The 21,093-nt window shown below is 29.2% G+C and carries 23 protein-coding genes; 11 read left to right on the forward strand and 12 right to left on the reverse strand.

Features of this window, described 5'->3' with window-relative positions; all coding sequences use genetic code 11:
• Positions 1-91: 91 nt before the first annotated feature.
• The 6 genes from Q0L44_RS05550 (at position 92) to Q0L44_RS05575 (ending at position 5,889) form a co-directional block, all read left to right on the forward strand.
• The gene (locus Q0L44_RS05550) at positions 92-1,111 is read left to right on the forward strand and encodes a transporter (RefSeq protein ID WP_296636385.1); all 1,020 of its coding nucleotides are present in this window, start codon (positions 92-94) and stop codon (positions 1,109-1,111) included.
• Positions 1,112-1,130: 19 nt separating this feature from the next.
• Positions 1,131-2,276 carry a GTP cyclohydrolase gene (locus Q0L44_RS05555; RefSeq protein ID WP_296636388.1) on the forward strand — a complete coding sequence of 382 codons (1,146 nt, stop codon included), beginning with the start codon at positions 1,131-1,133 and terminating at the stop codon, positions 2,274-2,276.
• Positions 2,277-2,400: 124 nt separating this feature from the next.
• Entirely contained in the window at positions 2,401-3,108 is a 708-nt protein-coding gene (locus Q0L44_RS05560) for a 16S rRNA (uracil(1498)-N(3))-methyltransferase (protein ID WP_296636391.1), read from the forward strand.
• A 40-nt stretch (positions 3,109-3,148) separates the two neighbouring features.
• Entirely contained in the window at positions 3,149-3,790 is a 642-nt protein-coding gene (locus Q0L44_RS05565) for a DUF4159 domain-containing protein (protein WP_296636395.1), read from the forward strand.
• On the forward strand, positions 3,774-4,718 hold the full coding sequence (locus Q0L44_RS05570; protein ID WP_296636397.1) for a bile acid:sodium symporter family protein: 945 nt from the start codon (positions 3,774-3,776) through the stop codon (positions 4,716-4,718). The genes Q0L44_RS05565 and Q0L44_RS05570 overlap by 17 nt, the downstream gene beginning before the upstream one ends.
• Positions 4,719-4,827: 109 nt before the next feature.
• Positions 4,828-5,889, forward strand: a complete 1,062-nt coding sequence (locus Q0L44_RS05575; RefSeq protein WP_296636400.1) for a 1-acyl-sn-glycerol-3-phosphate acyltransferase — start codon at positions 4,828-4,830, stop codon at positions 5,887-5,889.
• A gap of 111 nt (positions 5,890-6,000) precedes the next feature.
• Here the strand turns inward: Q0L44_RS05575 and Q0L44_RS05580 are convergent, their stop codons facing one another.
• From Q0L44_RS05580 to azu, 5 genes are all read right to left on the reverse strand, one after another.
• The gene (locus Q0L44_RS05580) at positions 6,001-8,919 is read right to left on the reverse strand and encodes a glycoside hydrolase family 3 N-terminal domain-containing protein (protein ID WP_296636403.1); all 2,919 of its coding nucleotides are present in this window, start codon (positions 8,917-8,919) and stop codon (positions 6,001-6,003) included.
• Positions 8,920-8,940: 21 nt separating this feature from the next.
• Positions 8,941-9,426: an ABC transporter ATPase gene (locus Q0L44_RS05585; RefSeq protein WP_296636406.1), complete on the reverse strand. Its 486-nt coding sequence runs from the start codon at positions 9,424-9,426 to the stop codon at positions 8,941-8,943.
• Positions 9,427-9,517: 91 nt separating this feature from the next.
• A complete protein-coding gene (locus tag Q0L44_RS05590) occupies positions 9,518-10,345 on the reverse strand; it encodes a 3'-5' exonuclease (protein WP_296636409.1) in 828 nt (275 codons plus the stop codon).
• Between the two features lie 206 nt (positions 10,346-10,551).
• Complete coding sequence (locus Q0L44_RS05595; protein WP_296636410.1) at positions 10,552-11,874, reverse strand: vanadium-dependent haloperoxidase; 1,323 nt, start codon at positions 11,872-11,874, stop codon at positions 10,552-10,554.
• 44 nt (positions 11,875-11,918) lie between these two features.
• The gene (azu, locus tag Q0L44_RS05600; protein ID WP_296636413.1) at positions 11,919-12,455 is read right to left on the reverse strand and encodes an azurin; all 537 of its coding nucleotides are present in this window, start codon (positions 12,453-12,455) and stop codon (positions 11,919-11,921) included.
• Positions 12,456-12,534: 79 nt separating this feature from the next.
• Between azu and Q0L44_RS05605 the strand changes: the two genes are divergently transcribed.
• From Q0L44_RS05605 to Q0L44_RS05625, 5 genes are all read left to right on the forward strand, one after another.
• On the forward strand, positions 12,535-12,735 hold the full coding sequence (locus tag Q0L44_RS05605; RefSeq protein ID WP_296636573.1) for a LacI family DNA-binding transcriptional regulator: 201 nt from the start codon (positions 12,535-12,537) through the stop codon (positions 12,733-12,735).
• A 9-nt stretch (positions 12,736-12,744) separates the two neighbouring features.
• Positions 12,745-13,599, forward strand: a complete 855-nt coding sequence (locus Q0L44_RS05610) for a substrate-binding domain-containing protein (RefSeq protein WP_296636575.1) — start codon at positions 12,745-12,747, stop codon at positions 13,597-13,599.
• Positions 13,600-13,675: 76 nt separating this feature from the next.
• Positions 13,676-13,837 (forward strand): hypothetical protein, encoded by a 162-nt coding sequence (locus Q0L44_RS05615; RefSeq protein WP_296636416.1) that lies wholly within the window; start codon positions 13,676-13,678, stop codon positions 13,835-13,837.
• Complete coding sequence (locus tag Q0L44_RS05620; RefSeq protein WP_296636419.1) at positions 13,834-14,640, forward strand: SGNH/GDSL hydrolase family protein; 807 nt, start codon at positions 13,834-13,836, stop codon at positions 14,638-14,640. Before Q0L44_RS05615 ends, Q0L44_RS05620 begins: the two co-directional genes overlap by 4 nt.
• Positions 14,603-15,103 (forward strand): cupin domain-containing protein, encoded by a 501-nt coding sequence (locus tag Q0L44_RS05625; protein WP_296636422.1) that lies wholly within the window; start codon positions 14,603-14,605, stop codon positions 15,101-15,103. Before Q0L44_RS05620 ends, Q0L44_RS05625 begins: the two co-directional genes overlap by 38 nt.
• Before the next feature lie 60 nt (positions 15,104-15,163).
• Here Q0L44_RS05625 and Q0L44_RS05630 read toward each other — a convergent pair whose 3' ends face one another.
• From Q0L44_RS05630 to Q0L44_RS05660, 7 genes are all read right to left on the reverse strand, one after another.
• Complete coding sequence (locus Q0L44_RS05630) at positions 15,164-15,421, reverse strand: hypothetical protein (protein ID WP_296636424.1); 258 nt, start codon at positions 15,419-15,421, stop codon at positions 15,164-15,166.
• A 3-nt stretch (positions 15,422-15,424) separates the two neighbouring features.
• Positions 15,425-15,733, reverse strand: coding sequence for a thioredoxin family protein (locus tag Q0L44_RS05635; RefSeq protein WP_296636427.1), 309 nt, complete (start codon positions 15,731-15,733; stop codon positions 15,425-15,427).
• A gap of 63 nt (positions 15,734-15,796) precedes the next feature.
• Positions 15,797-16,438 carry a peroxiredoxin gene (locus Q0L44_RS05640; RefSeq protein WP_296636430.1) on the reverse strand — a complete coding sequence of 214 codons (642 nt, stop codon included), beginning with the start codon at positions 16,436-16,438 and terminating at the stop codon, positions 15,797-15,799.
• 225 nt (positions 16,439-16,663) lie between these two features.
• Positions 16,664-17,827, reverse strand: coding sequence for a sigma-54 dependent transcriptional regulator (locus tag Q0L44_RS05645; RefSeq protein WP_296636431.1), 1,164 nt, complete (start codon positions 17,825-17,827; stop codon positions 16,664-16,666).
• 9 nt (positions 17,828-17,836) lie between these two features.
• Positions 17,837-18,697, reverse strand: a complete 861-nt coding sequence (locus Q0L44_RS05650; RefSeq protein ID WP_296636436.1) for a mechanosensitive ion channel domain-containing protein — start codon at positions 18,695-18,697, stop codon at positions 17,837-17,839.
• Positions 18,698-20,023 (reverse strand): ABC transporter permease, encoded by a 1,326-nt coding sequence (locus tag Q0L44_RS05655; protein WP_296636439.1) that lies wholly within the window; start codon positions 20,021-20,023, stop codon positions 18,698-18,700.
• A gap of 5 nt (positions 20,024-20,028) precedes the next feature.
• Positions 20,029-20,958, reverse strand: coding sequence for an ATP-binding cassette domain-containing protein (locus tag Q0L44_RS05660; protein WP_296636442.1), 930 nt, complete (start codon positions 20,956-20,958; stop codon positions 20,029-20,031).
• Positions 20,959-21,093: the final 135 nt, after the last annotated feature.

Genomic DNA, 21,093 nt, shown 5'->3' on the forward strand with positions numbered 1-21,093 from the left:
ATTTAAGATTTACAAAAAAGTATGCATTCCTTTTTAAAACACCATTTTTATGCTATGTTTGTTTACATTTTTATTTAAAACAAGTAAGTAAATGGTTAAAAATTGTATTAAGGAATTACTTTTTGCAGTTATTGTGTTATGTTTTTTTTCAATCTATGGACAATACACTAGTGTAATAAACTCAAACAAACCAGGGTTTTCGGAGAGTCCTTACAGTGTGGGAAAAGGTGTTTATCAGTTTGAAAGCAATTTATTTTGGAGAAACACATCTATAGAAACTACTTTCTCTAGACCACAATCTTTTGGACTAGACTTTCTATTTAGAACCAGTTTTTTATCAGAAAAACTAGAGTTGAATACACAAATAAGTTATAAAAGAGATGAAATTGCTTTTAAAAACATCTTTACATCATCTTACTTTACCAATGGTTTTGGCAGATTTACGATTGGAGCAAAATATTTGCTTTTTCAGCAAGAATATGAAGACAAAACCAAAGAGGTTAGAAGTTGGAAAAGAAGAAATGCTTTCGATAAAAAAAGGTTGATACCTTCTGTAGCCATTTATGCTGGTTTAAATACAGATATGGTTAATGACATATACAAAACAGGTAGTATGTCTCCGAAAGCAGGTATATTATTACAAAACAATTTAAGTTCTGATTTTAATATCATAACCAATGTCTTTTATGATTATATAGGTACTGATTTTGCTGAATTTTCTTATATAATTACTGGGACTATTAATTTAAGTGATAGATGGTCTACCTTTTTTGAAAATCAAACTATATTTCAAAAAGAACAAACCAACTCTAATCTGGGTACTGGTTTGGCTTTTTTATACAGTAGAAATCTACAAGTAAATGCCTCTGGTAGGTTTCTATTTGAAGGAAAAGCACAAGGTTTCTACGCAGGTTTTGGAGTATCTTACAGAATAGACAGGCATAAAGACAGCTATAAGGAGTTAGATGAAAATGGAAAAGAATTAAAAGACACTCCAATTTCTAACTACAATAAAAAACAGAATGGCTTTTTTAGTAGGCTTTTTAGTATTTTTACCAAAGATAAGAGCAAGAAAAAAACTAGAAAAAGAGTAAAGAGAAAAAGAAACTAACAAAATCAAGTATATCTAAATGATTACTATTAAAGAAGTGCACACGAAAAGTGAAATCAAACAATTTGTTATGTTTCCGTTTTCAATTTACAAGGACAATCCCTACTGGGTACCTCCTATCGTTAAAGATGAAATTGCAAATTTTGACACAGATAAAAACCCTGTTTTTAAAAATGCAGATGGCAGGTTTTTTTTAGCTTTTAGAAACAACAAAATAGTTGGTAGAGTTATTGCTATTATTAATTGGTATGAGGTAAACAATCAAAACATTAAAAAAATGCGTTTCGGTTGGTTTGATGTTATAGATGACATAGAGGTTTCCAAAGCTTTATTACAAAAAGTAAACCAAATAGGTAAAGAGAACAAATTAGAATATATAGAAGGACCTGTAGGTTTCAATAATTTAGATAAAACTGGAGTTTTAACAGAAGGTTTTAATCATTTAGGCACTATGATTACATGGTACAACCACCCGTACTATAAAGATCATTTAGAGCAACTAGATTTTGTAAAAGAAAAAGAATATTTAGAAAATAAATTCAAATTTAAAAATGTAGATGCTGTCTACTTTAATAGAATTAGCACTATTATAAAAAAACGTTTTAACCTTAAAGCTTTAGATTTCACAAAAACCAAGGATATTCTACCTTATGTAGACGAAATGTTCGAAGTCTTTAGCGCTTCCTACGCTAAACTTTCTACTTTCGTTCCTATTTCTGATGCTCAAATAACCTATTTTAAAAAGAAATACATCTCCTTTATTAATCCTGAATACATCAAATTTGTGGTAGATGAGAATAATAAATTAGTTGCTTTTGCAATTGTTATGCCTTCATTCTCTAAAGCACTTCAAAAAACAAAAGGTAAATTATTTCCCTTTGGAATTTTTCATTTATTAAGAGCAAGAAAACACTCTAAAGATGTAACGTTTTATTTAATTGGTGTTCATCCAGATTACCAAAATAAAGGAATACATGCAATTATTTTTGATCAATATACCAAAACATTTACTCCTCTAGGTATTGATAATTGTATTAGAACACCGGAGTTAGCAGACAATGAAGCAATCAGAAAATTGTGGGAAAAGTTTGATCCTGTTACCCATAAAAGAAGAAGGACGTATAGAAAAGACATAAATACTCAACTAGATATCAATTTGAGTTAATTTATGAAGAATAAATAAATTTGTATAGAGAACTAATTATAAAAACTTCTCGACACAAAATTTCTAAAAAAAGAAATTTCACACGAAGTGACAGTTTCTTTCAACTTTGAATCTAATTTAAAAAATGCAACTATTTTATAATTCAGAAATTTCTAAAGAAACTACTCAAATTACTTTCGATAAAACCGAAAGTAGGCATATTGTGCGTGTTTTGCGAAAAAAAGAAAATGATGTTTTAAAAATAACCAATGGTAAAGGTTTTTTCTTTGATACTAAAATTACAGTTGCTAATGATAAAAAATGTATTGCTCAAGTTATCAATATTTTAGAAAAAACAAAACCTTGGAACTACTACTTGCATATAGCCATTGCTCCTACAAAAAATAACGATCGTTTTGAGTGGTTTTTAGAAAAAGCTACAGAAATTGGTGTAGATGAAATTACGCCAATTATTTGTCAGAATTCAGAGAGAAGAGTGGTAAAATTAGAGCGTTTTGAAAAGATTTTACAATCTGCCATGAAGCAATCTTTAAAATTTACATTACCAAAATTGAATACCCCAATTAAGTTTAACAATTTCATACAACAAGATATAGAAGGCTTAAAATGTATTGCTCATTGCGAAGAACAAAAGAAAAATCATTTAAAAAATGTTGCTAAAAACGGGAAGAGAATTACTATTCTTATAGGTCCTGAAGGAGATTTCTCTTTAAATGAAATTAAAAAAGCATTAGAAAATAACTATAACCCTATTTCTTTAGGAGAAAGCAGATTAAGAACAGAAACTGCTGCTTTAGTTGCGGTAAATACTGTTTCTTTAATACAAGAGTAATTTCATTTTTCATATATTGCTTTAATATTCATTATAAATCATGAGGCAACTTTTATGTATATTAATACTAACTCTTTCTGTAAGTTCTTACTGTCAGGATGTTGCTATTTTAAAATACAATGGTGGTGGAGATTGGTATGCAAATCCAACTGCTATTCCAAACTTAGTGGCATTTACCAATAAAAATATAAAAGCAAATATTTCTAAAAACCCACAAACAGTAGCTGTTAACAGTACTGATATTTTTAATTTTCCTATTCTTTTTATGACAGGTCATGGAAATATTTACTTCACAAAAGAAGAAACTTCTAACCTACAAAATTATTTAATTTCTGGCGGATTTTTACACATATCCGACAATTATGGTTTGGATAAATTTATAAGAAGAGAGTTGAAAAAGGTTTTTCCTAATTTAGAATTTAAAGAAATACCAATCAATCATCCTATTTATAATCAAACATTTAAATTCCCAGACGGAATTCCCAAAATCCATGAACATGATAAAAAACCTGCGCAAGGTTTTGGTTTGTTTTATGAAGGAAGATTACTTGTTTTTTATGATCATGAAACTGATTTAAGTGATGGCTGGGAAGATGGTATTATACATAACAATCCAAGAGAAGTTAGAGAAAAAGCTTTAAGAATGGGTTCAAATATTATAGAATATGCTTTTACAAACTAATGCCAATATTAATATTGATGATATTAAAATAAACTTTGACTCTAGTGGTTTATGGGTTTTAAATATTGCCATTGCTATTATAATGTTTGGAGTTGCTTTAGCAATTACTGTAGATGATTTTAAACGATTGTTTAAAAATCCAAAAATTGTTTTTGTTGGGGTATTATCGCAATTTATTTTATTGCCATTATTTACTTTTTTAGGTATATTATTAATAAAACCTCATCCAAGTTTTGCATTAGGAATGATGATGATTGCAGCTTGCCCTGGTGGAAACGTCTCCAATTTTTTTAGTAAAATGGCCAAAGGTAATGCAGCATTATCTGTAAGTTTAACAGCTTTTGCAACATTAATCTGTATTTTTATGACTCCCTTTAATTTGCAATTTTGGGGCAGTTTATATGAACCAACCAATGAAATTTTAAAAAAAGTGGAACTTAATTGGGTAGATTTATTAAAGTTAGTTTCTTTAATTTTAGGAATACCTTTAGTTTGTGGAATGCTCATTAAACATTACCATTCAGAAATGGCTGGTAAAATAGAGAAAATTCTTAAACCTTTATCAATGCTAGTTTTTATAGCTTTAATATTTACTGCATTTTCACAAAATTTAGATGTTTTTGTAAATCATATACACCTTGTATTAGCTTTGGTTGTTTTTCATAATATTTTTGCATTTATTTTAGGGTATTGTTCAGCAAAAACCTTCAAATTGAATAAACAAGATTGTAAAACTATTTCTATGGAAACTGGAATTCAGAATGGTGGCCTTGGTTTGTTATTAATTTTTGGCTTTTTTGATGGCTTAGGAGGAATGGCTTTATTAGCAGCTTTTTGGGGGATTTGGGACGTTTTTTCTGGAATGCTATTGGCTACTTTTTGGGGGAAAGATAAAAAGGTATCACTTAATAAATCTTCAGCAAAATAAACATCTACTAATTAACCCAGTTAACTTAGACAAATTACCAGAAATATTTATCAGCAAAATACTTAAAAGCGTTATAACCTTGACTTTGGTAATCATTTAAATTTTACATATGATTTTAAAGAAAATTTGGTATAATTATGTAAAACTATTCTTAAGAATTAGTCTGAATTTCTATGCTAAAGAAATTAAAGTTTTTGGGAAAGAAAATGTGCCTAAAAAGGGGGCAATTCTTTTTGCAGTCAACCATCCAAATGCTTTATTAGACCCACTTTTTGTTACCACTTTTAACAATAGAGAAAATCATTTTTTAGTTAGGGCAGATGTTTTTAAAAGACCATTGGTAAAAAAAGCATTAGCTTCTTTAAACCTAATGCCCATTTACAGAATTAGAGACGGAAGAAAGCAATTATCAAATAATGAAGAAGTTTTTAAAAAGTGCTTTAACATATTAGCCAGAAAAGAAACATTAATTATTTTTCCACAGGGAGGACACTCTAGAGATAGAAACATTAAATCCTTAAGTAAAGGGTTTACTAGGATTGTATATGGTGCTTTAGAAAAAAACAGTAATTTAAAAATTACTGTAATACCAGTTGGAGTAACTTACCAAAACTCATCTAGTTACCCAAGCAAAGTTTGCGTTCAATTTGGAGCACCAATTGACGCTAAAACTATTTATATAAATAATGAAAAAGCTAAAGCAGTAAACGTTTTAAAAGAACAGGTAAGTAATCAATTAAAACAATTAACGGTTCATATTCCTAATGATGAAAATTACCATGAAACCTTAAAAAAGCTAAATGCTGCTAATGTAGATTTTACAGAAGTTAATACGATTAATGAAATGATTCGGAATCAAAAATTTCCTGAACCAAAAAAGAAAAAAATTAATTATTTAAAACCAGTATACTACCTTATTTTACTCAATAGTATTTTACCTTATTTTATCTGGAAAAAATTCTCAAAAAATATTAGCGAAATTGAATTTATAGACACAATGCAATATGGTATAAACGTAGTTACCTTTCCTTTATTCTATATATTACAAAGCATTCTATTATCCTTTTTATATGGCTGGCAATTTGCTACTTATTACTTTATACTATCTGTTTTTATAGTCTATGTTTATACAAAATTAGCACCAGTAAATACTGAAAGTAATATCAAGTAAAATAATATACCAAAGCAATTTAGTGTTGTTAGTAAAGTTAAACTCTTGAATAATTTGAAACTGAAATACATTCAGCACAAAAAAGATAGGAGTAAAAACAGAATAAAGTTTCTAATTTAAAATAGCATCTTGTATTACTTGCTGAATCTTAGTTCGCATATCGGTTTCTATGAGGCCTGTATTCTTCATATCAGGATATATTCTGTTTGATAAAAAAACATAAATAATACCACTTTTAGGATCTGCCCAAGTATAAGTGCCAGTAAAACCAGAATGACCAAAACTTTCATCAGAAACACAACCACAAGTTGCTTTGATAGTTTTATCTAATTGAGGTTTATCAAAACCTAAGCCTCTTCTTACTCCTAAATCTTCAAAATAACGCTTATTAAATTTCGAAATGGTCTCTGATTTCAAGTACCTCCTACCTCCATAATAGCCTTTTTGCAAATACATTTGCATGATTTTTGCAACATCATTTGCATTCGAAAATAAACCTGCATGACCTGCAACACCTCCTAACATAGCTGCTCCCATATCATGAACAGTTCCGTGTATTAATTGATTTCTAAAATAATCATCATTTTCTGTAGGAACAATAGATTGCTTTTTAAATTTACGTAATGGCAAATATGCGGTTCTATTTAAACCCAAAGAAGCATAAAATGTTCCATTAAGCATTTTATCTAAAGACTTGTTGTATTTTTCTTCTAGAGCTTGTTTAAACAAATAATACCCCAAATCACTGTATTTATACCCCTCTTCCTCCCTTTGCTCTGCTTTATTTATATATTTGTAAATACTGTCTTTGTATGTATTTAATAAATAAAGATTTTCAGCAACTTTTACTCCATATTTTTTAGTTTTTTTAGCGCTATAAAATTCTTTTAAATTTACTCCTGTAATACTATCTTGTGTATCTTTATAAAAGGGAATCCAAGCTTTTAAACGTGCAACGTGAGATAAAATTTCTTTTACAGTAAGCTCTGCTTTATTAGAATTCTTAAAGCTGGGTAAAATAGTTTGTAAATTAGCATTTACTGGTATTTTTTGATCTTCGTCAGCCTTCATTAATAAGGGTAACGAAGCTAAAATCTTAGTTAAAGAAGCCAAATCATATAAATCTGTATTTTTTACTTGTATTTTTTTTCTATCTGTATGGTATCCATAACTTTTTTGAAAAAAAACTTTGCCGTATCTAGCCGCTAGAACCTGGAACCCTGGAGTCATTTTATCTTCTAGGATTACATTAGCTAAACTATCTATCTCCTTAAGTTTTAGAGATGACATATTCACAGCTGCTGGAATTGTATACTGCAATCTGCTTAAATTATTTGTAGATAGGCCAAAACCCTCTTTGAAATCTTCTTTAATAGAAACTGGTAATTTACCATTAGCTGCAAAAGCTCCAAAAAGCATTTGTGCAGAAAGTTCTTGTGCTAATTTACTATTTTGATATGAAATTAAAATAGTCGAAATATTGGTAAAACTTTTTAATTGAAGTAAACTATAAGGACTTGTAAATACGTCTAAAATAGTTTCTTTATTTCTCGCTATTTCTTGTAACCAAACCAGTTCTTTGCCTTTAAATTTATAACTTTTCCAAGGATGTGCGTTAGATTTATGAAAGCCTACAATTACTTTAGTATAAGGCTTTAATTTTTTTAATAACTCATTTAAATTAGGTGCAGTAATCTCATCTACTTTCGTGTAATTTTTTAACATAGTTAAAAAATGATTTCCAGAATCGTCTCCTAATTTTACATATGCAATTTTTTGCTTTTCTAAATTTAAAAAAGGTACTGTTTGTTGTTTATTTTTTATTAATGTTAATGAGTGCTTAACCAATTTTCTATGCAATAACTCGTCTTCAGCGCTATTCAAATCTTCATCAAGATTTGAAATTGACACAGGAGTGTAGCTATGCAATCCCATCCAATATTTTGCTTTTAAAATCTTTCGAACAGACAGGTTCAATCGGTCCTCTGTAAGCGTATTTAAAATCAAAGCTTGTTTAATAAGCTTTATGGTAGCAGGTACATCTTGCGGAATTAAGAGTAAATCATTACCTGCTTTTATTGCTGCTAAGTCTATTTCGGATGAAGAAGCATAATTTGCTGCACCCTTCATATTTAAACCATCTGTAATAATTAAACCATTAAACCCTAACTCTTGTTGCAATAAATTTGTAACAACATTTTTAGATAATGAGGTAGGTAAGTTTGGAGTAGGTTCTAAACTTGGTATGTTTAAATGTGCAGTCATTACACTTCCAATACCTGCATCAAATATTTGCCTATAAGGATATAGTTCAATAGAATCTAGCCTTGGTTTATCAAATTCTAAAAAAGGGAGTGTATAGTGAGAATCTGAGTCAGTATCTCCATGACCTGGAAAATGTTTTCCATTCGCCATTACCTTATATTTTTGCATTCCTTTAGTAAATGCAATTGCTTTTTGACTCACATTTTCTTTGCTTTCCCCAAAAGAGCGATTTCCTATTATTGGGTTAGCTGGATTCACATTAACATCTAAAACAGGTGCAAAATTAATATGAATACCCAAACGTTTGCAGTGCTTACCAAGTTGCTCTCCAAAGGCTTTTATAAGAGAATCGTTTTTAATGGCCCCTAAAGTCATGTTCCATGGAAACTTATAAGTATTATCTAAACGCATGTCTAAACCCCATTCACCATCAAAACCAATCATCAAAGGTAATTTAGAAATAGATTGATATTTGTTATTTAAAATAGCTTGTTTTTCTGGAGTCCCTTGCATAAATATCAAATTACCTACATGATATTTAGTAATCATCTCTGTAATGAAGTCCTCATGTTTTTGATCTAAATTAGAATAGGCTTGCACCATAAATAGTTGACCTATTTTTTCGTCAATAGTCATCGAATTTATGATACTATCTACCCAAATTTCTTGAGCTTCAGAATCTTTCGTAATTAAAGGGTCTACTCTTTGCGATTGTGCTTTAAAAGCAAAGCCAATTAAAAACAATAGGACTATTCTGTTTGTCATATGCTTTTGTAAATTCAATATTTATATCAAAAAACGATTGTGCCAGCTTTCTTTAGCTGGTATTTCCCATTTTTTCTCAAAATCTTCTTTTGTATTTACCATATTATTAAATACAATAGTATTTTTTGTTATTTTTTTTTCTTTTATATACTTCTGAAAATCAGATAGTTTTACTAAATTTATTATATCATTATCTTTAAATGTTACATTCATTTTATTCATTAAATCGATATTTAAATCGTTTTGAAGTTGCTGAATAAAATGTACAGAACTATCTATAGAACAACCAGAAACATTATTAAAGCCCTCATCGACAGCTAATACTAAAAATTGATTGTACTTTATGGTAAATGATCCCTTTAAATTATCTCCATGTCTGGTCCAAGAATTAATAAATTGTTGGGTTTTAGTTGATATAAATTCGACTTCTTTTTGGGTAAACTCCCTATTTGCTTGGTAAACCCAAATACGACCATTATTAGGTATGTTTTTATATTCTGTAAACATATTTTATGTCTTTAGATTATTAAATTTTTAAATGGTTTAGACTATTTAAGATTACTAAATATTTAATAATCTAAGAGTCTAAAAATCCCATTTATCTTAAATTAAATTTTTGTTGTAATGCTTTTAATTTTTCGTCATCTGTCATTGTCTCTTTAGGGGTAGACATGCGTTCTTTAATTTGTTTTAATACTTTTTTAGTATATAGCGGAAAATCTGCATTCTGAATCCAATTATGATAACCAGGGTTTTCTGTTAATACTTCTTCAACAGTTCTTCCTTTGTATTTTCCGAATGAAAAAACTTCCTGATTTTCTTCGTTCATTAAAATAAAACCAGCAAAGTCTGCTCTTTTGCCATGAGTAGAAAACTCACTTAAAGTATCTACTGAATTTCCTATATCATCATATTTATCTACTTGTGCTAATAAAATTTCATAGGTTGCATTTGTATCTGCTTCTGCACCATGTGCACCTTCTAATTCTTTACCACAATAAAATTGATAACCAGCTCCTAATGTTCTTTGTTCTTTTTTATGAAAGATTACTTGAACATCGATTGCTTTTCTATCTTGCATATCAAAATCGATACCTGCACGCATTAACTCTTCAGCTAGCAGAGGAATATCAAATCTATTTGAATTAAAACCCGCTAAATCACAACCAGCAATCATTTCACTTACTTTACCAGCCAACTCTTTGAATGTAGGCTCTGTAACTACTTTCTCATTTGTAATTCCGTGAACATCTGCAGCTCCTTGAGGAATTTCTACTTCTGGATTTACCAACCAAGTTTTACTCTCTTTATTTCCGTTTGGAAATACTTTCAGTATTGAAATTTCTACAATTCTATCGGTTGCTATATTTACACCTGTTGTTTCTAAATCAAAAAACACAATAGGTTTAGTCAGGTTTAAATTCATAATATGTTACTTATCGGTTAAATAAAAAGCAAAAATATTTTCAATGACCTGATAATAATTGATTTGCAGATCACATTAATTTTTTAAATATTTCTTTAAATATAGAAAAATAGGAGTTAAAACTCTTTAAATAAAAGCTTGAATTATGAAAATTTTATTAATTTTTTATTTGAATATAATTTAAGGTTACAATTAGATAAAATTAATTACCTGATCAATTGATTAATGTATGTACCAATTTCTTTTCCTTGTTTTAAGCCTAAATCTACAGCTGATCTATAATGTATACCTCCATACATTCTACTAATTGCAGCTTCACCTGCAGCATCTGAAAAAGAATCAAAACTTCTAATAGGCAAGCCAAAAGGTACTTCTGTATCATCATCAAAAGAAAAATTGTCTCCAAAAATTGAAGTTAAAACTGTTGATGCTGCTCCTGAAACAACAGAGTGACCACTTGTATACTCTGGAAAAGGAGGTGTCTGTAAAATTGGCACCCAATCTCCATCTATATTTTGATTGATTAGCGTTTCAGGGCGAATTAAGTTACTCCTATATTTTTCATCCCAACAACTAATAAAAGCATCTGCAATAGCTAAAGAAGTTTTAGTATATGCATTTACAGTTTCCATAAAATTAGCATCAGCTTTTTTAGCTGCTATTTTAACAATTCCAATCCAGTGTGCTCCTGGAGAAATTTTCTTAGTGGCAAACATAAAATGACCACGGGTAACTGTTACAAAGGGATTACAATCCCAAAATTGAGCTATTGCAACTTCTTCTGAGGCATCACCTTCTTTAGTAATTTCCTCACTAATGGTATACACTTCTAATAACTCCTTAAAAAAATCAGAATTTTTATCTAAAGAAAATTTTGGTGGTGGAATTGGTTTAAACTGATCTGGAGTTTCTAAAAGAAATGGTCTAATCTTACCCCAATGTGGTTCTATCCCTTCCATATATGCAGGAGGTGTTGGCTGCCAACGAGAAGGATCATCTGTATCTACAGTAAACTTTTCCATAGTTCTTGTTTGGTTGTAATTGTCTTTATCCATCCAAGATTTTATATGGCCAACTACTTCTAACGCATATTTTTTAGAAGCAACAAATTCTTTTTCGTTGATATCTTCCCATTTTACAAATAATGAATCTTTTACAACATCTATCCTATCTTCAGAAAAAACTAGCATTTTACTAATTTCCATATGTGCAATTAAAGCAGACAATTTTAAATTTATAGGTTCAGTTTCATTGGCTTTAGGTATTGCTTTTAAACCTGTAACAGCATTAGATAAGGTAGTATACGCACTATCTTTTTGTACTAAAATTTCGTAAGCAGCTACATTTGGATAAGCAAAAACCCTACTTGCAACTGGAGGAGAAAAAATATCATGAACCATTACGTCAGATAGTTTATCTACTTGTAGGTGAAAATCTTCAGAAGATATAATTATCGGTTCTGATTTTAAATTACAGCTAGAAAAAAACGAAACTAGCAACAAAAAAGAAAAATAATTAAAGTACTTCATTTGGGTTTTAATATCAGAATTTTTTAATGGTTTAAATTCTATTGTTATTCTACAATAAACTTACCTTTCATCATTGCAAAATGTGCAGGAAAACTGCAGATAAAATCATACTCACCTGAGGCAGGTGCATTAAATTCTATAGTTGTAGTTTCACCCCCACCAATCATTTTTGTATGCACAATAACTTCATCAGATCCTTCAGGAATGAAATCATTGTCTTTTGAGGCAGCTGCAGCAGAAGCAAAAGTAGACATTTTTACACCTTGCTTTAGAATTACTACATTATGCCCCATAATTTTTTTATCTAATTTACCTGTATGATTTAATGTCAATTTTACCTTTTGATTAGCTTTTACGTTTATTTTTCTAGTACTAAATTTCATTTTATCACTAGTTGAAATAAACACATTTGCAACACCATTTTCATCAACAATTACAGTAGGTTTTTTCTCTTCTTTTTTCTTTTTTACAACTGCTGTTTTCCTAACCTTTTTCTCAGTAGTTTTAGCTTCTTTTTTCTTATCATTTCCACAACTTAAAAAGAGGGTAGCTACTATTAATACTAGTAAAATTCGTTTCATTATATGTTAATTTGATTATTTAATAAATATATAAATTTTTGCGCTAAAAGCATACAGTTTACCCCTTAAATTTTTCTAAATAAAGAATAAAAATGGCACCTTACTAAAAACTAATTTAAAAGAGATTGCAAAAACACTTGGACTTTCTGTAGCAACAGTTTCTAAGGCGTTAAATGGCTACTCTGATGTTAGTGAAAAAACAAAGAAATTAGTCTTAGATTTAGCTGAAGAATTAAACTATACACCTAACTCATTTGCAGTTAATTTAAGAACCAAATAATCTAAAACCATTGGTGTTATAATACCAACAATGGTGCATTATTTTTTTTCTAATATTATTGATAGCATTTTAAAAGATTGTGAAGAAAGAGGTTACATGGTTATTATCATGCAATCAAATGAAAATTATGAACTAGAAAAAAAGCAAGTAGATTTACTTTTAAGTAAAGGTGTAGATGGTATTTTAATTTCCTTATCAAATAAAACAAGAGATACTTCTCACCTTAAAAAAATCATAAATTCAGGAATTCCCTTAATTCTCTTCGATAAAATTGACAAGAACATAAAATGTTCTAAAATCATAAATGATGATAGAAAAGCAGCTTATGATGCTGTATGTCATCTTATTAAAAATGGAAACAAAAGAATCGCTCATTTTAGAGGCGCACTAAACCCTCAAAATTCAATTGATCGATTTTTAGGATATAAAAAAGCTTTAACGGATAATTATATTGAATACGATACTTCTTTAGTCTACGAATGCAAAAACAACAATAGAGATGATTTTGTTGAGGGTGCAGAATTAGCAAAACAATTAATGATAGATCATAAAGATAATGTTGATGCTATTTTTACAGTTAATGATTTAATTTCTATTGGAACTTTAAACTATTTTAATAGAAATAATATAAAAGTACCCAATGAGGTTGAATTATTTGGATTTAGCAACTGGTTTATGACAAACGTTACAACACCATCTATTTCATCAGTAGAACAAAATACCAATAAAATAGGTGAAAAGGCTGCAGAAATTCTTTTTAAAGAGCTAGAACAAAAAGCCAATGAAGAAGCAATTTTACATGAAACACATATCATTGAAACTGAATTAATTTTTAGAGATTCTACTAATAATAAAATTAAATAATTATCTCTAAATTAGCAATTCACTAGTAATACTAAAATTTTTATATATACCTTATCCCTAAAATAATCGAATAAAAATGCCAAAAAAAGGGAAAGAAAAAAACACGGCCAATAAAGCAAAACATTCTAAGCTGATGCAACAAAAAATCAGTAAGGTGAAGTTAAAAAAACAACTTCACAAAGATCGTTTAAAAGCTATCATACAAAAAGTTAATCAAGAAAAAAAGAAAGAAGAATGAGCATAAAATATTACTTAGGTAGTATTGTATCTCTACCTCTTTTACCCATATTGTTTTTACAAGGAAAAAAAATAAGAACAAATATTCCAAAACTTCCAGAAGCGAGAGAACCTGATGGCTACGTTAAAAAAAATAGTTCTAAGATCATTGAAATTTTATGTATTGGAGAAAGCACAATAGCTGGTGTTGGAGTAGATTTTCATAAAAACGGTTTTATTGGTGCTTTAGCTAATACCATTTCAGATACAAAAGTTATTTCTGTAGCATGGAAAGTGTATGCAAAAAGTGGATATACCGTTAAAATGGTTAGAGAAAAAATAGTTCCAATCATAAAAGAAAATAGAACAGATCTTATAATAATAGGATTAGGAGGCAATGATGCTTTTCTGCTCCATAGTCCCAAAGTTTGGATAGGAGAAATTGAACAATTAATTACTAAACTACAAGTTAAATTCCCAAAGACACCTATTTATTTCACTAATATGCCACCTATTAAAGAGTTCCCTGCATTTACAAAATCAATAAAATTTGTGATTGGAAATTTAGTTGAGCTTTTAGGAAAGCATTTGTATAGAAGAATTAAAAATAAAGATAATGTTTATTATAATAATGAAGTCATTACTTTAAAAAGTTGGCAAAAAAAATATAAATTATCCGGTGATATATCTACCTTTTTTAGTGATGGTGTTCATCCATCAAAATTAACTTATCAACTTTGGGGAAAAGATATGGCGAATTTTATACTTAAAATAAAAGCTTTTAATCATGGATTCACAAGAAATCATAGAACATTTTCAGCTTAAAGAACATCCAGAAGGTGGATATTTTAAAGAAACCTACAGAAGTTCAATTACTGTAAAATCAGAGAACTTAGAGCATCAATTTAATGGAAATCGAAATTTATGTACTAGTATCTTATTCTTATTAACATCGCAAAAATTTTCTGCTTTTCATAAAATTAAGCAAGATGAAATTTGGCATTTTTACAAAGGAAGCACTTTAAAACTACACATGATTTCACCTGAAGGTGATTACAGTTCTAAACTTATTGGTACTAATTTTGCTTTAGGAGAAATTCCTCAATATACAGTACCTGCTTATTGGTATTTTGCAGCAGAAGTTATTGCACCAGATTCATTTTGTTTTATGGGTTGTACTGTTTCACCAGGGTTTGATTTTAAAGATTTTACGCTTCCTTCTTACCAAAAATTATCACAAGAATTCCCTGAACATAAATCAATCATAAAAAAACTTACACACCATTAACTAAAAAAAGCTCTAAATATTAAAATTCAGAACTTTTTTTAGTTAATTGAAATTACTATTTTATTTATCGATAGAACCTAAAACACGATTCATAAATGAATTTAAGGCTTCTTTTTTTGAAGCACCATCTTTAATCATTTTATCTACTTCAATTGCTCCATACATGTTAGAAATTAACTCTCCAATAACATCTAATTCTTCATCTTTTAAAGAAGGAACTTCTGTTAAAGCTTCTAGAGTTTCAATAGTTTCTAAAACATAGTCTTGATCATTTTCTTCAATAAAACTTGTTAAATGTTTAATTACTGGTAATTTCATAATTTATTGAATTTCTGATACTAAGTCTTTTAAAACATCAAACTTGTTAGTTTGTGTTTGATTCTTTTTTTCTCCTGCTACAAAAGTGGCAAACGTTGGCAAATTACTAACATCTGCTAACTTTCTACTTTCAGGAAATTTTTCAGCATCAACAATAACAAATTTAATTTGATCGTTCTCTGATGCTAATTTTTTGAATTTTGGTTTCATAATTCTACAATTACCACACCAAGTGGCAGAGTACTGTACTATTACCTTTTGATTTGCATCTACTATATGCTGTAAATTATCTTCTGTCAATTCTTGCACCATAATGATTAAAATTTTAAAATTATGAGTTGCAAAAAAAACTGCAACTCATAAGTATAATTAAATTTAGTGACTAGCTAAATATTCTTTTGTTCCTTTTGCATTAGCTTGCATAGCATCTTTACCTTCTTCCCAGTTTGCTGGACAAACTTCTCCGTTTTTTTGGACATGTGCATAAGCATCAATCAAACGTAAAAATTCGTTTACATTTCTTCCTACTGGCATGTGATTAATTCCTTCATGAAAAACAGTTCCTTCCTCATCTATTAAATAAGTAGCTCTATACGTTACGTTATCACCCTCTACCTGAACAGTTCCTGTCTCTTCATCATAAACTTCATTGGTAATATCTAGAATACCTAAAATAGAAGATAAGTTTCTGTTACTATCTGCTAATATTGGATAAGTTACACCTTCTATACCTCCATTATCTTTAGAAGTACTTAACCAAGCAAAATGAACTTCGGCTGTATCACATGAAGCACCAATTACTACTGTATTTCTTTTTTCAAATTCTGGTAATGCTGCTTGAAACGCATGTAATTCTGTTGGACATACAAATGTAAAGTCTTTTGGATACCAAAATAACAATACTTTTTTATTATTATTTACTGCCTCTTCTAATACATTTACTTTAAATGTATCTCCCATTTCGTTCATTGCATTTACATTTACGTCAGGGAATTTTTTACCAACTGCTGTTGCCATTTTTATTTATTATTTATAATTAATATTCGTTTTCTAATGCAAATATATTTTTTAATGAGAATAATATAACCATCATCATAAACTATTTAATTTATAGTAGAATAAGATTTGATTATTTTAAAAAAATCAAGTATTTGCTATTGGTAAATCTATTGTAATATAATTACAATAGATTAGTTTAAAATTTTATAAAGATTTTAAAAGGAAATGTAAATTAGGATAAAACTACTTATTTGCAAATAATTTAATATCATTCTCAGAAACCGTATTTTCCCCAAGTATAATTAAACGCTCTACAACATTTCTTAGCTCTCTGATATTTCCTGTCCAATCGTACTTCTGCAATAATACTATTGCCTCTTGTGAAAAAGCTTTTTTTGGTGCCCCCTGCTCTCTTGCAATTTTTGAAGTAAAGAAATCAACTAATAAAGGAATATCATCTCTTCTTTCATTTAAAGACGGTACTTCAATTAAAATTACAGCTAATCTATGATACAAGTCTTCCCTAAATCTACCTTCTGCAATCTCTTTTTTTAAGTTCTTATTAGTTGCAGCTACAATTCTTACATTTACCTTAATATCTTTTTCCAAACCAACTCTTTGTATTTTATTTTCTTGTAATGCACGTAATACTTTTGCTTGTGCAGATAAGCTCATGTCTCCAATTTCATCTAAAAAAATAGTCCCTCCATTTGCAGCTTCAAATTTACCTGCTCTATCTTTATTTGCCCCTGTAAAAGAACCTTTTACATGTCCAAAAAGCTCACTTTCTATTAATTCTGACGGAATTGCAGCACAGTTCACCTCTATCATTGGTGCTTTAGAACGAGCAGACTTTTCATGAAGCCAATGTGCAACTAGCTCCTTACCTGACCCATTAGGACCTGTAATTAAAACTCTAGCGTCAGTATCTGCAACTTTTTCTATAATATCTTTAATGTGAGAAATTGCATCACTCTCACCTACCATTTCGTAATTCTTGCTTACTTTTTTCTTAAGCCTTTTATTCTCTACAACTAAAACCTTTTTGTCTAAGGCATTTCTAACTGTATTTAAAAGTCTATTTAAATCTGGTGGTTTAGAAATATAATCAAAGGCTCCTAAACGCATTGTATTTACAGCTGTATCTAAATCTCCGTGACCAGATATCATAACCATTGGGATTTCTGGTTTTATTTTTTTTGTTTTTTCTAGCACTTCAACACCATCCATTTTTGGCATTTTTATGTCACAAAGAATTAAGTCATACTCATTATTTTTAATCATCTCTAGGCCTAAAAGACCGTCTTCTGCTTCAGAAACATCATAATTTTCATTCTCTTCAGAAATAATTTTTTTTAAAACTCTTAGAATAGCAGCTTCGTCTTCTATGATTAAAATTTTAGCCATTGTTTTCTTTTATTTTATTAGGTGAACGTCTCTTTGCGGAAAAGGAATAGAAATTTGATGTTCTCTAAATGCTTTATCTATTTCAAAACGTATATTACTTTGCGTAAAACGGGCTTCAAAACTATTATCAAGTGTAAAAGCTACTTTAAAATTCAAACTACTTTCAGCAAAATCTGTAAATAAAACAATTGGAGCTGGAGTTTTTAATACGTTAGGCTGATTAGTAGCAATTTCTAATAGTATCTTTTTTACCAAACCAATGTCGGAACCATAAGCAACCCCCACTTCTACACTTTCTCTTGTTTCTGTTCCATTTTCTGTCCAATTGTATAAAATATTGGTTAAATATAAATGATTTGGAATTACCAAAACTTTATTATCTACTGTAACAGCTCTTGTTGTTCTTAGTCTAATATCTAAAACTCGTCCTACTTTACCCTCTAACTCTATAATATCACCTACATGTACAGATTGATCTACTAAAATAAAAATTCCAGAAATAATGTCTTGAAACAAGGTTTGTAAAGCTAAACCAACACCAATTAAAAGTGCCGCTGAAGCTGCAAATATTGCAGTAACATTTACACCTGAAGTATTCATAGCAATTAGAAATATGGTTAAAAAGACAATCCATCTCATATAACCAAAAACAGAAACGAATTTTTGTTTATCGTTTTCAGGCATTTTTCTAGTTACAAATTTCCTAAATAATTTTAGTACAAAAGAGGTTATTACTAGAGCTATTGCAACAAAAAGCAAGCCTTTAATAGTAATACTTATTTCGTTACTAAAAACGAAGGTATAATCTAAAATAGAAGTTATTTCTTCTACAATTGTTTTTTTTACCTTTTCTAAACTGTCTTGATACATTTAACCTTTATATTTTATCCACTTATACAAATCCTTATAGGTTGGTTTTTTACCATACATTAAAATTCCTACCCTATAAATTTTAGCTGCAAACCAAACCATAAATACAAAAGTAACTATTAATAAGGTCATAGAAATTACTAATTCATACCACAATACACCGAATGGAACTCTCATTAACATCACAATTGGACTTGTTAATGGTATGTATGAAAAAGCAACAGAAATAGGTCCATGAGGGTCACTAATTACTGTAGCAAAACCTACATATACAGCTAAAATTAAAGGCAACATAATTGGCAACATGAACTGCTGTGTATCTGTTTCGTTGTCTACAGCTGCCCCAACAGCAGCAAATAATGAACTGTACAACATATATCCTCCCAAGAAATAAAAAATGAACAATAAAAATAATTTCAAAATTGGAAGTCGTAGTATTTCTTGAATGACCAATTGTAATTTATTTGCCCCCGTAATTTGTTTCGCAGTTTCTAATTGTTGCGCAGAAATAGCACTAGTTTGCATTTCTACCACATCTACTCCAAAAAAAGAAGATAGAACAGTTGTAATTATAAAAATTATAATTCCCCATATAAAGAATTGTAATAAGCCTGCAGTAGCATTTCCAATTATTTTACCTAACATCAATTGAAAAGGTTTTACAGAGGATACAATAATTTCTATAATTCTACTTGTTTTTTCTTCAATAACACTCCTCATTACTGAAGTTCCGTAAATAATAACAAACATCATTAATAAGTAGCCTGTAATTGCTCCCACCCCAATTTTTAAACCATTAATAAGCTTAGAAAACTCTTCTCCAGAAAAATTAAACATCTTAATATCTGATCGTATTCTAGAAGCATTAATTTTATTAATATCTATACCAAAGTAGTTTAATTGCACATTCCTAAGTTTGGTTTCTATTTTATTCTCTAAGGAGTTAATAATTGAAATACCAGGTGAATCTTTTGAATAGAATTCTACAGAGCTAGCCAGAATAGCCAAACTGTCGTTTTTAGGTATGATTAAGGCGCCGAAAAAATCACCTTTCTCAACTTTTTTCTTAGTTGCTTCTAGTCCAAGAGAAGTAAAATCTTTATAGTGTAATGTTTTTGTGTCTTTAAAATCTTCTTTAGAGAATAAACCTGAATTGTCTACATATACAATTTCTTTAATTTTCTGATCGTTCTTTTTCATTAAAAAGAAGACTAAAGCCCCCATAGCCAGCATTATTAATGGACTTAAAAAAGTCATTATGATGAATGATTTATTTCTAACTTTAGCAATAAATTCTCGCTGTATAATAAGTTTTAGTTTACCCATCTTTTTTATTGATTTTTATGTACAGCTTGAATAAAAATATCATTGGCACTAGGAATTAATTCTAAAAAGTGCTGCACCTGACCTTTACTCGCTAAAAGTGATAATAAATCGTTAGCGGCGGCTGTAGCACTAAGCTTTACATTTGTAGTATATTCATTCCCTAACAACTTAAAATCTGAAGGAAAAACTTCAAAATTTTCTTTCAAGAGAGCCTCTAACTCTTTTGGGTTTTCTGTTTGCACCCCAATTTGAAAGGTATTTGTTCTAAATTCGTTCTTTATAGCATTTAAAGTTCCATCTAAAATTTTATTAGATTTATCTATTAATGCAATTTCATCACACATTTCCTCTACAGATTCCATTCTATGTGTAGAAAAAATAATAGTGGCACCTTCATCTCTTAATTGTAAAATTTCTTTGGCAATAATTTGTGCGTTTATAGGATCGAAACCAGAGAATGGTTCATCAAAAATTAAAAGTTTAGGATTGTGCATTACTGTAACAATAAATTGCACTTTTTGAGCCATACCTTTAGAAAGTTCTTCTATTTTCTTGTTCCACCAAGCCATAATATCAAACTTTTCAAACCAGTATTTTAATCTTTTTTTAGCTTCAGACTTTGACAACCCCTTTAATTGCGCTAAATACAAGGCTTGCTCTCCTACTTTCATGGATTTATATAATCCGCGCTCTTCAGGCATATAACCAATATCGGCAGTATGTTTAGGAGTTAATAAATCTCCATCTAAAAAAACAGTCCCAGAATCTGCCATAGTAATTTGATTAATAATTCGAATCAAAGAAGTTTTACCTGCACCGTTAGGACCTAACAAACCGTAAACACTTCCTTTTGGAATGTGAATAGATACGTTATTTAATGCTCTAAAATCTCCATAATTTTTAGTAACATTATTAATTTCTAATACATTTTTCATTTGTTTTTTTAATTAATTGTGATTAAAAAAAACTCTTCTTACAAACTTACATATTTTAATTAGTTATGAAAACATAGAAATTGTTACAAATAAACGAAATGTTAATTTTACTATGCATGCATAACTTTTTTAAAT

The sequence above is a fragment of the Polaribacter sp. genome, from assembly GCF_024639685.1.
Taxonomy (GTDB): Bacteria; Bacteroidota; Bacteroidia; order Flavobacteriales; family Flavobacteriaceae; genus Polaribacter.

Excerpts from the sequence above, each read along its gene's own strand:
- Q0L44_RS05550 (WP_296636385.1), top strand. The coding sequence starts at position 92 with ATGGTTAAAAATTGTATTAAGGAATTACTTTTTGCAGTTATTGTGTTA.
- Q0L44_RS05555 (WP_296636388.1), top strand. The coding sequence starts at position 1,131 with ATGATTACTATTAAAGAAGTGCACACGAAAAGTGAAATCAAACAATTT.
- Q0L44_RS05560 (WP_296636391.1), top strand. The coding sequence starts at position 2,401 with ATGCAACTATTTTATAATTCAGAAATTTCTAAAGAAACTACTCAAATT.
- Q0L44_RS05565 (WP_296636395.1), top strand. The coding sequence starts at position 3,149 with ATGAGGCAACTTTTATGTATATTAATACTAACTCTTTCTGTAAGTTCT.
- Q0L44_RS05570 (WP_296636397.1), top strand. The coding sequence starts at position 3,774 with ATGCTTTTACAAACTAATGCCAATATTAATATTGATGATATTAAAATA.
- Q0L44_RS05575 (WP_296636400.1), top strand. The coding sequence starts at position 4,828 with ATGATTTTAAAGAAAATTTGGTATAATTATGTAAAACTATTCTTAAGA.
- Q0L44_RS05580 (WP_296636403.1), bottom strand. The coding sequence starts at position 8,919 with ATGACAAACAGAATAGTCCTATTGTTTTTAATTGGCTTTGCTTTTAAA.
- Q0L44_RS05585 (WP_296636406.1), bottom strand. The coding sequence starts at position 9,426 with ATGTTTACAGAATATAAAAACATACCTAATAATGGTCGTATTTGGGTT.
- Q0L44_RS05590 (WP_296636409.1), bottom strand. The coding sequence starts at position 10,345 with ATGAATTTAAACCTGACTAAACCTATTGTGTTTTTTGATTTAGAAACA.
- Q0L44_RS05595 (WP_296636410.1), bottom strand. The coding sequence starts at position 11,874 with ATGAAGTACTTTAATTATTTTTCTTTTTTGTTGCTAGTTTCGTTTTTT.
- azu (WP_296636413.1), bottom strand. The coding sequence starts at position 12,455 with ATGAAACGAATTTTACTAGTATTAATAGTAGCTACCCTCTTTTTAAGT.
- Q0L44_RS05615 (WP_296636416.1), top strand. The coding sequence starts at position 13,676 with ATGCCAAAAAAAGGGAAAGAAAAAAACACGGCCAATAAAGCAAAACAT.
- Q0L44_RS05620 (WP_296636419.1), top strand. The coding sequence starts at position 13,834 with ATGAGCATAAAATATTACTTAGGTAGTATTGTATCTCTACCTCTTTTA.
- Q0L44_RS05625 (WP_296636422.1), top strand. The coding sequence starts at position 14,603 with ATGGATTCACAAGAAATCATAGAACATTTTCAGCTTAAAGAACATCCA.
- Q0L44_RS05630 (WP_296636424.1), bottom strand. The coding sequence starts at position 15,421 with ATGAAATTACCAGTAATTAAACATTTAACAAGTTTTATTGAAGAAAAT.
- Q0L44_RS05635 (WP_296636427.1), bottom strand. The coding sequence starts at position 15,733 with ATGGTGCAAGAATTGACAGAAGATAATTTACAGCATATAGTAGATGCA.
- Q0L44_RS05640 (WP_296636430.1), bottom strand. The coding sequence starts at position 16,438 with ATGGCAACAGCAGTTGGTAAAAAATTCCCTGACGTAAATGTAAATGCA.
- Q0L44_RS05645 (WP_296636431.1), bottom strand. The coding sequence starts at position 17,827 with ATGGCTAAAATTTTAATCATAGAAGACGAAGCTGCTATTCTAAGAGTT.
- Q0L44_RS05650 (WP_296636436.1), bottom strand. The coding sequence starts at position 18,697 with ATGTATCAAGACAGTTTAGAAAAGGTAAAAAAAACAATTGTAGAAGAA.
- Q0L44_RS05655 (WP_296636439.1), bottom strand. The coding sequence starts at position 20,023 with ATGGGTAAACTAAAACTTATTATACAGCGAGAATTTATTGCTAAAGTT.
- Q0L44_RS05660 (WP_296636442.1), bottom strand. The coding sequence starts at position 20,958 with ATGAAAAATGTATTAGAAATTAATAATGTTACTAAAAATTATGGAGAT.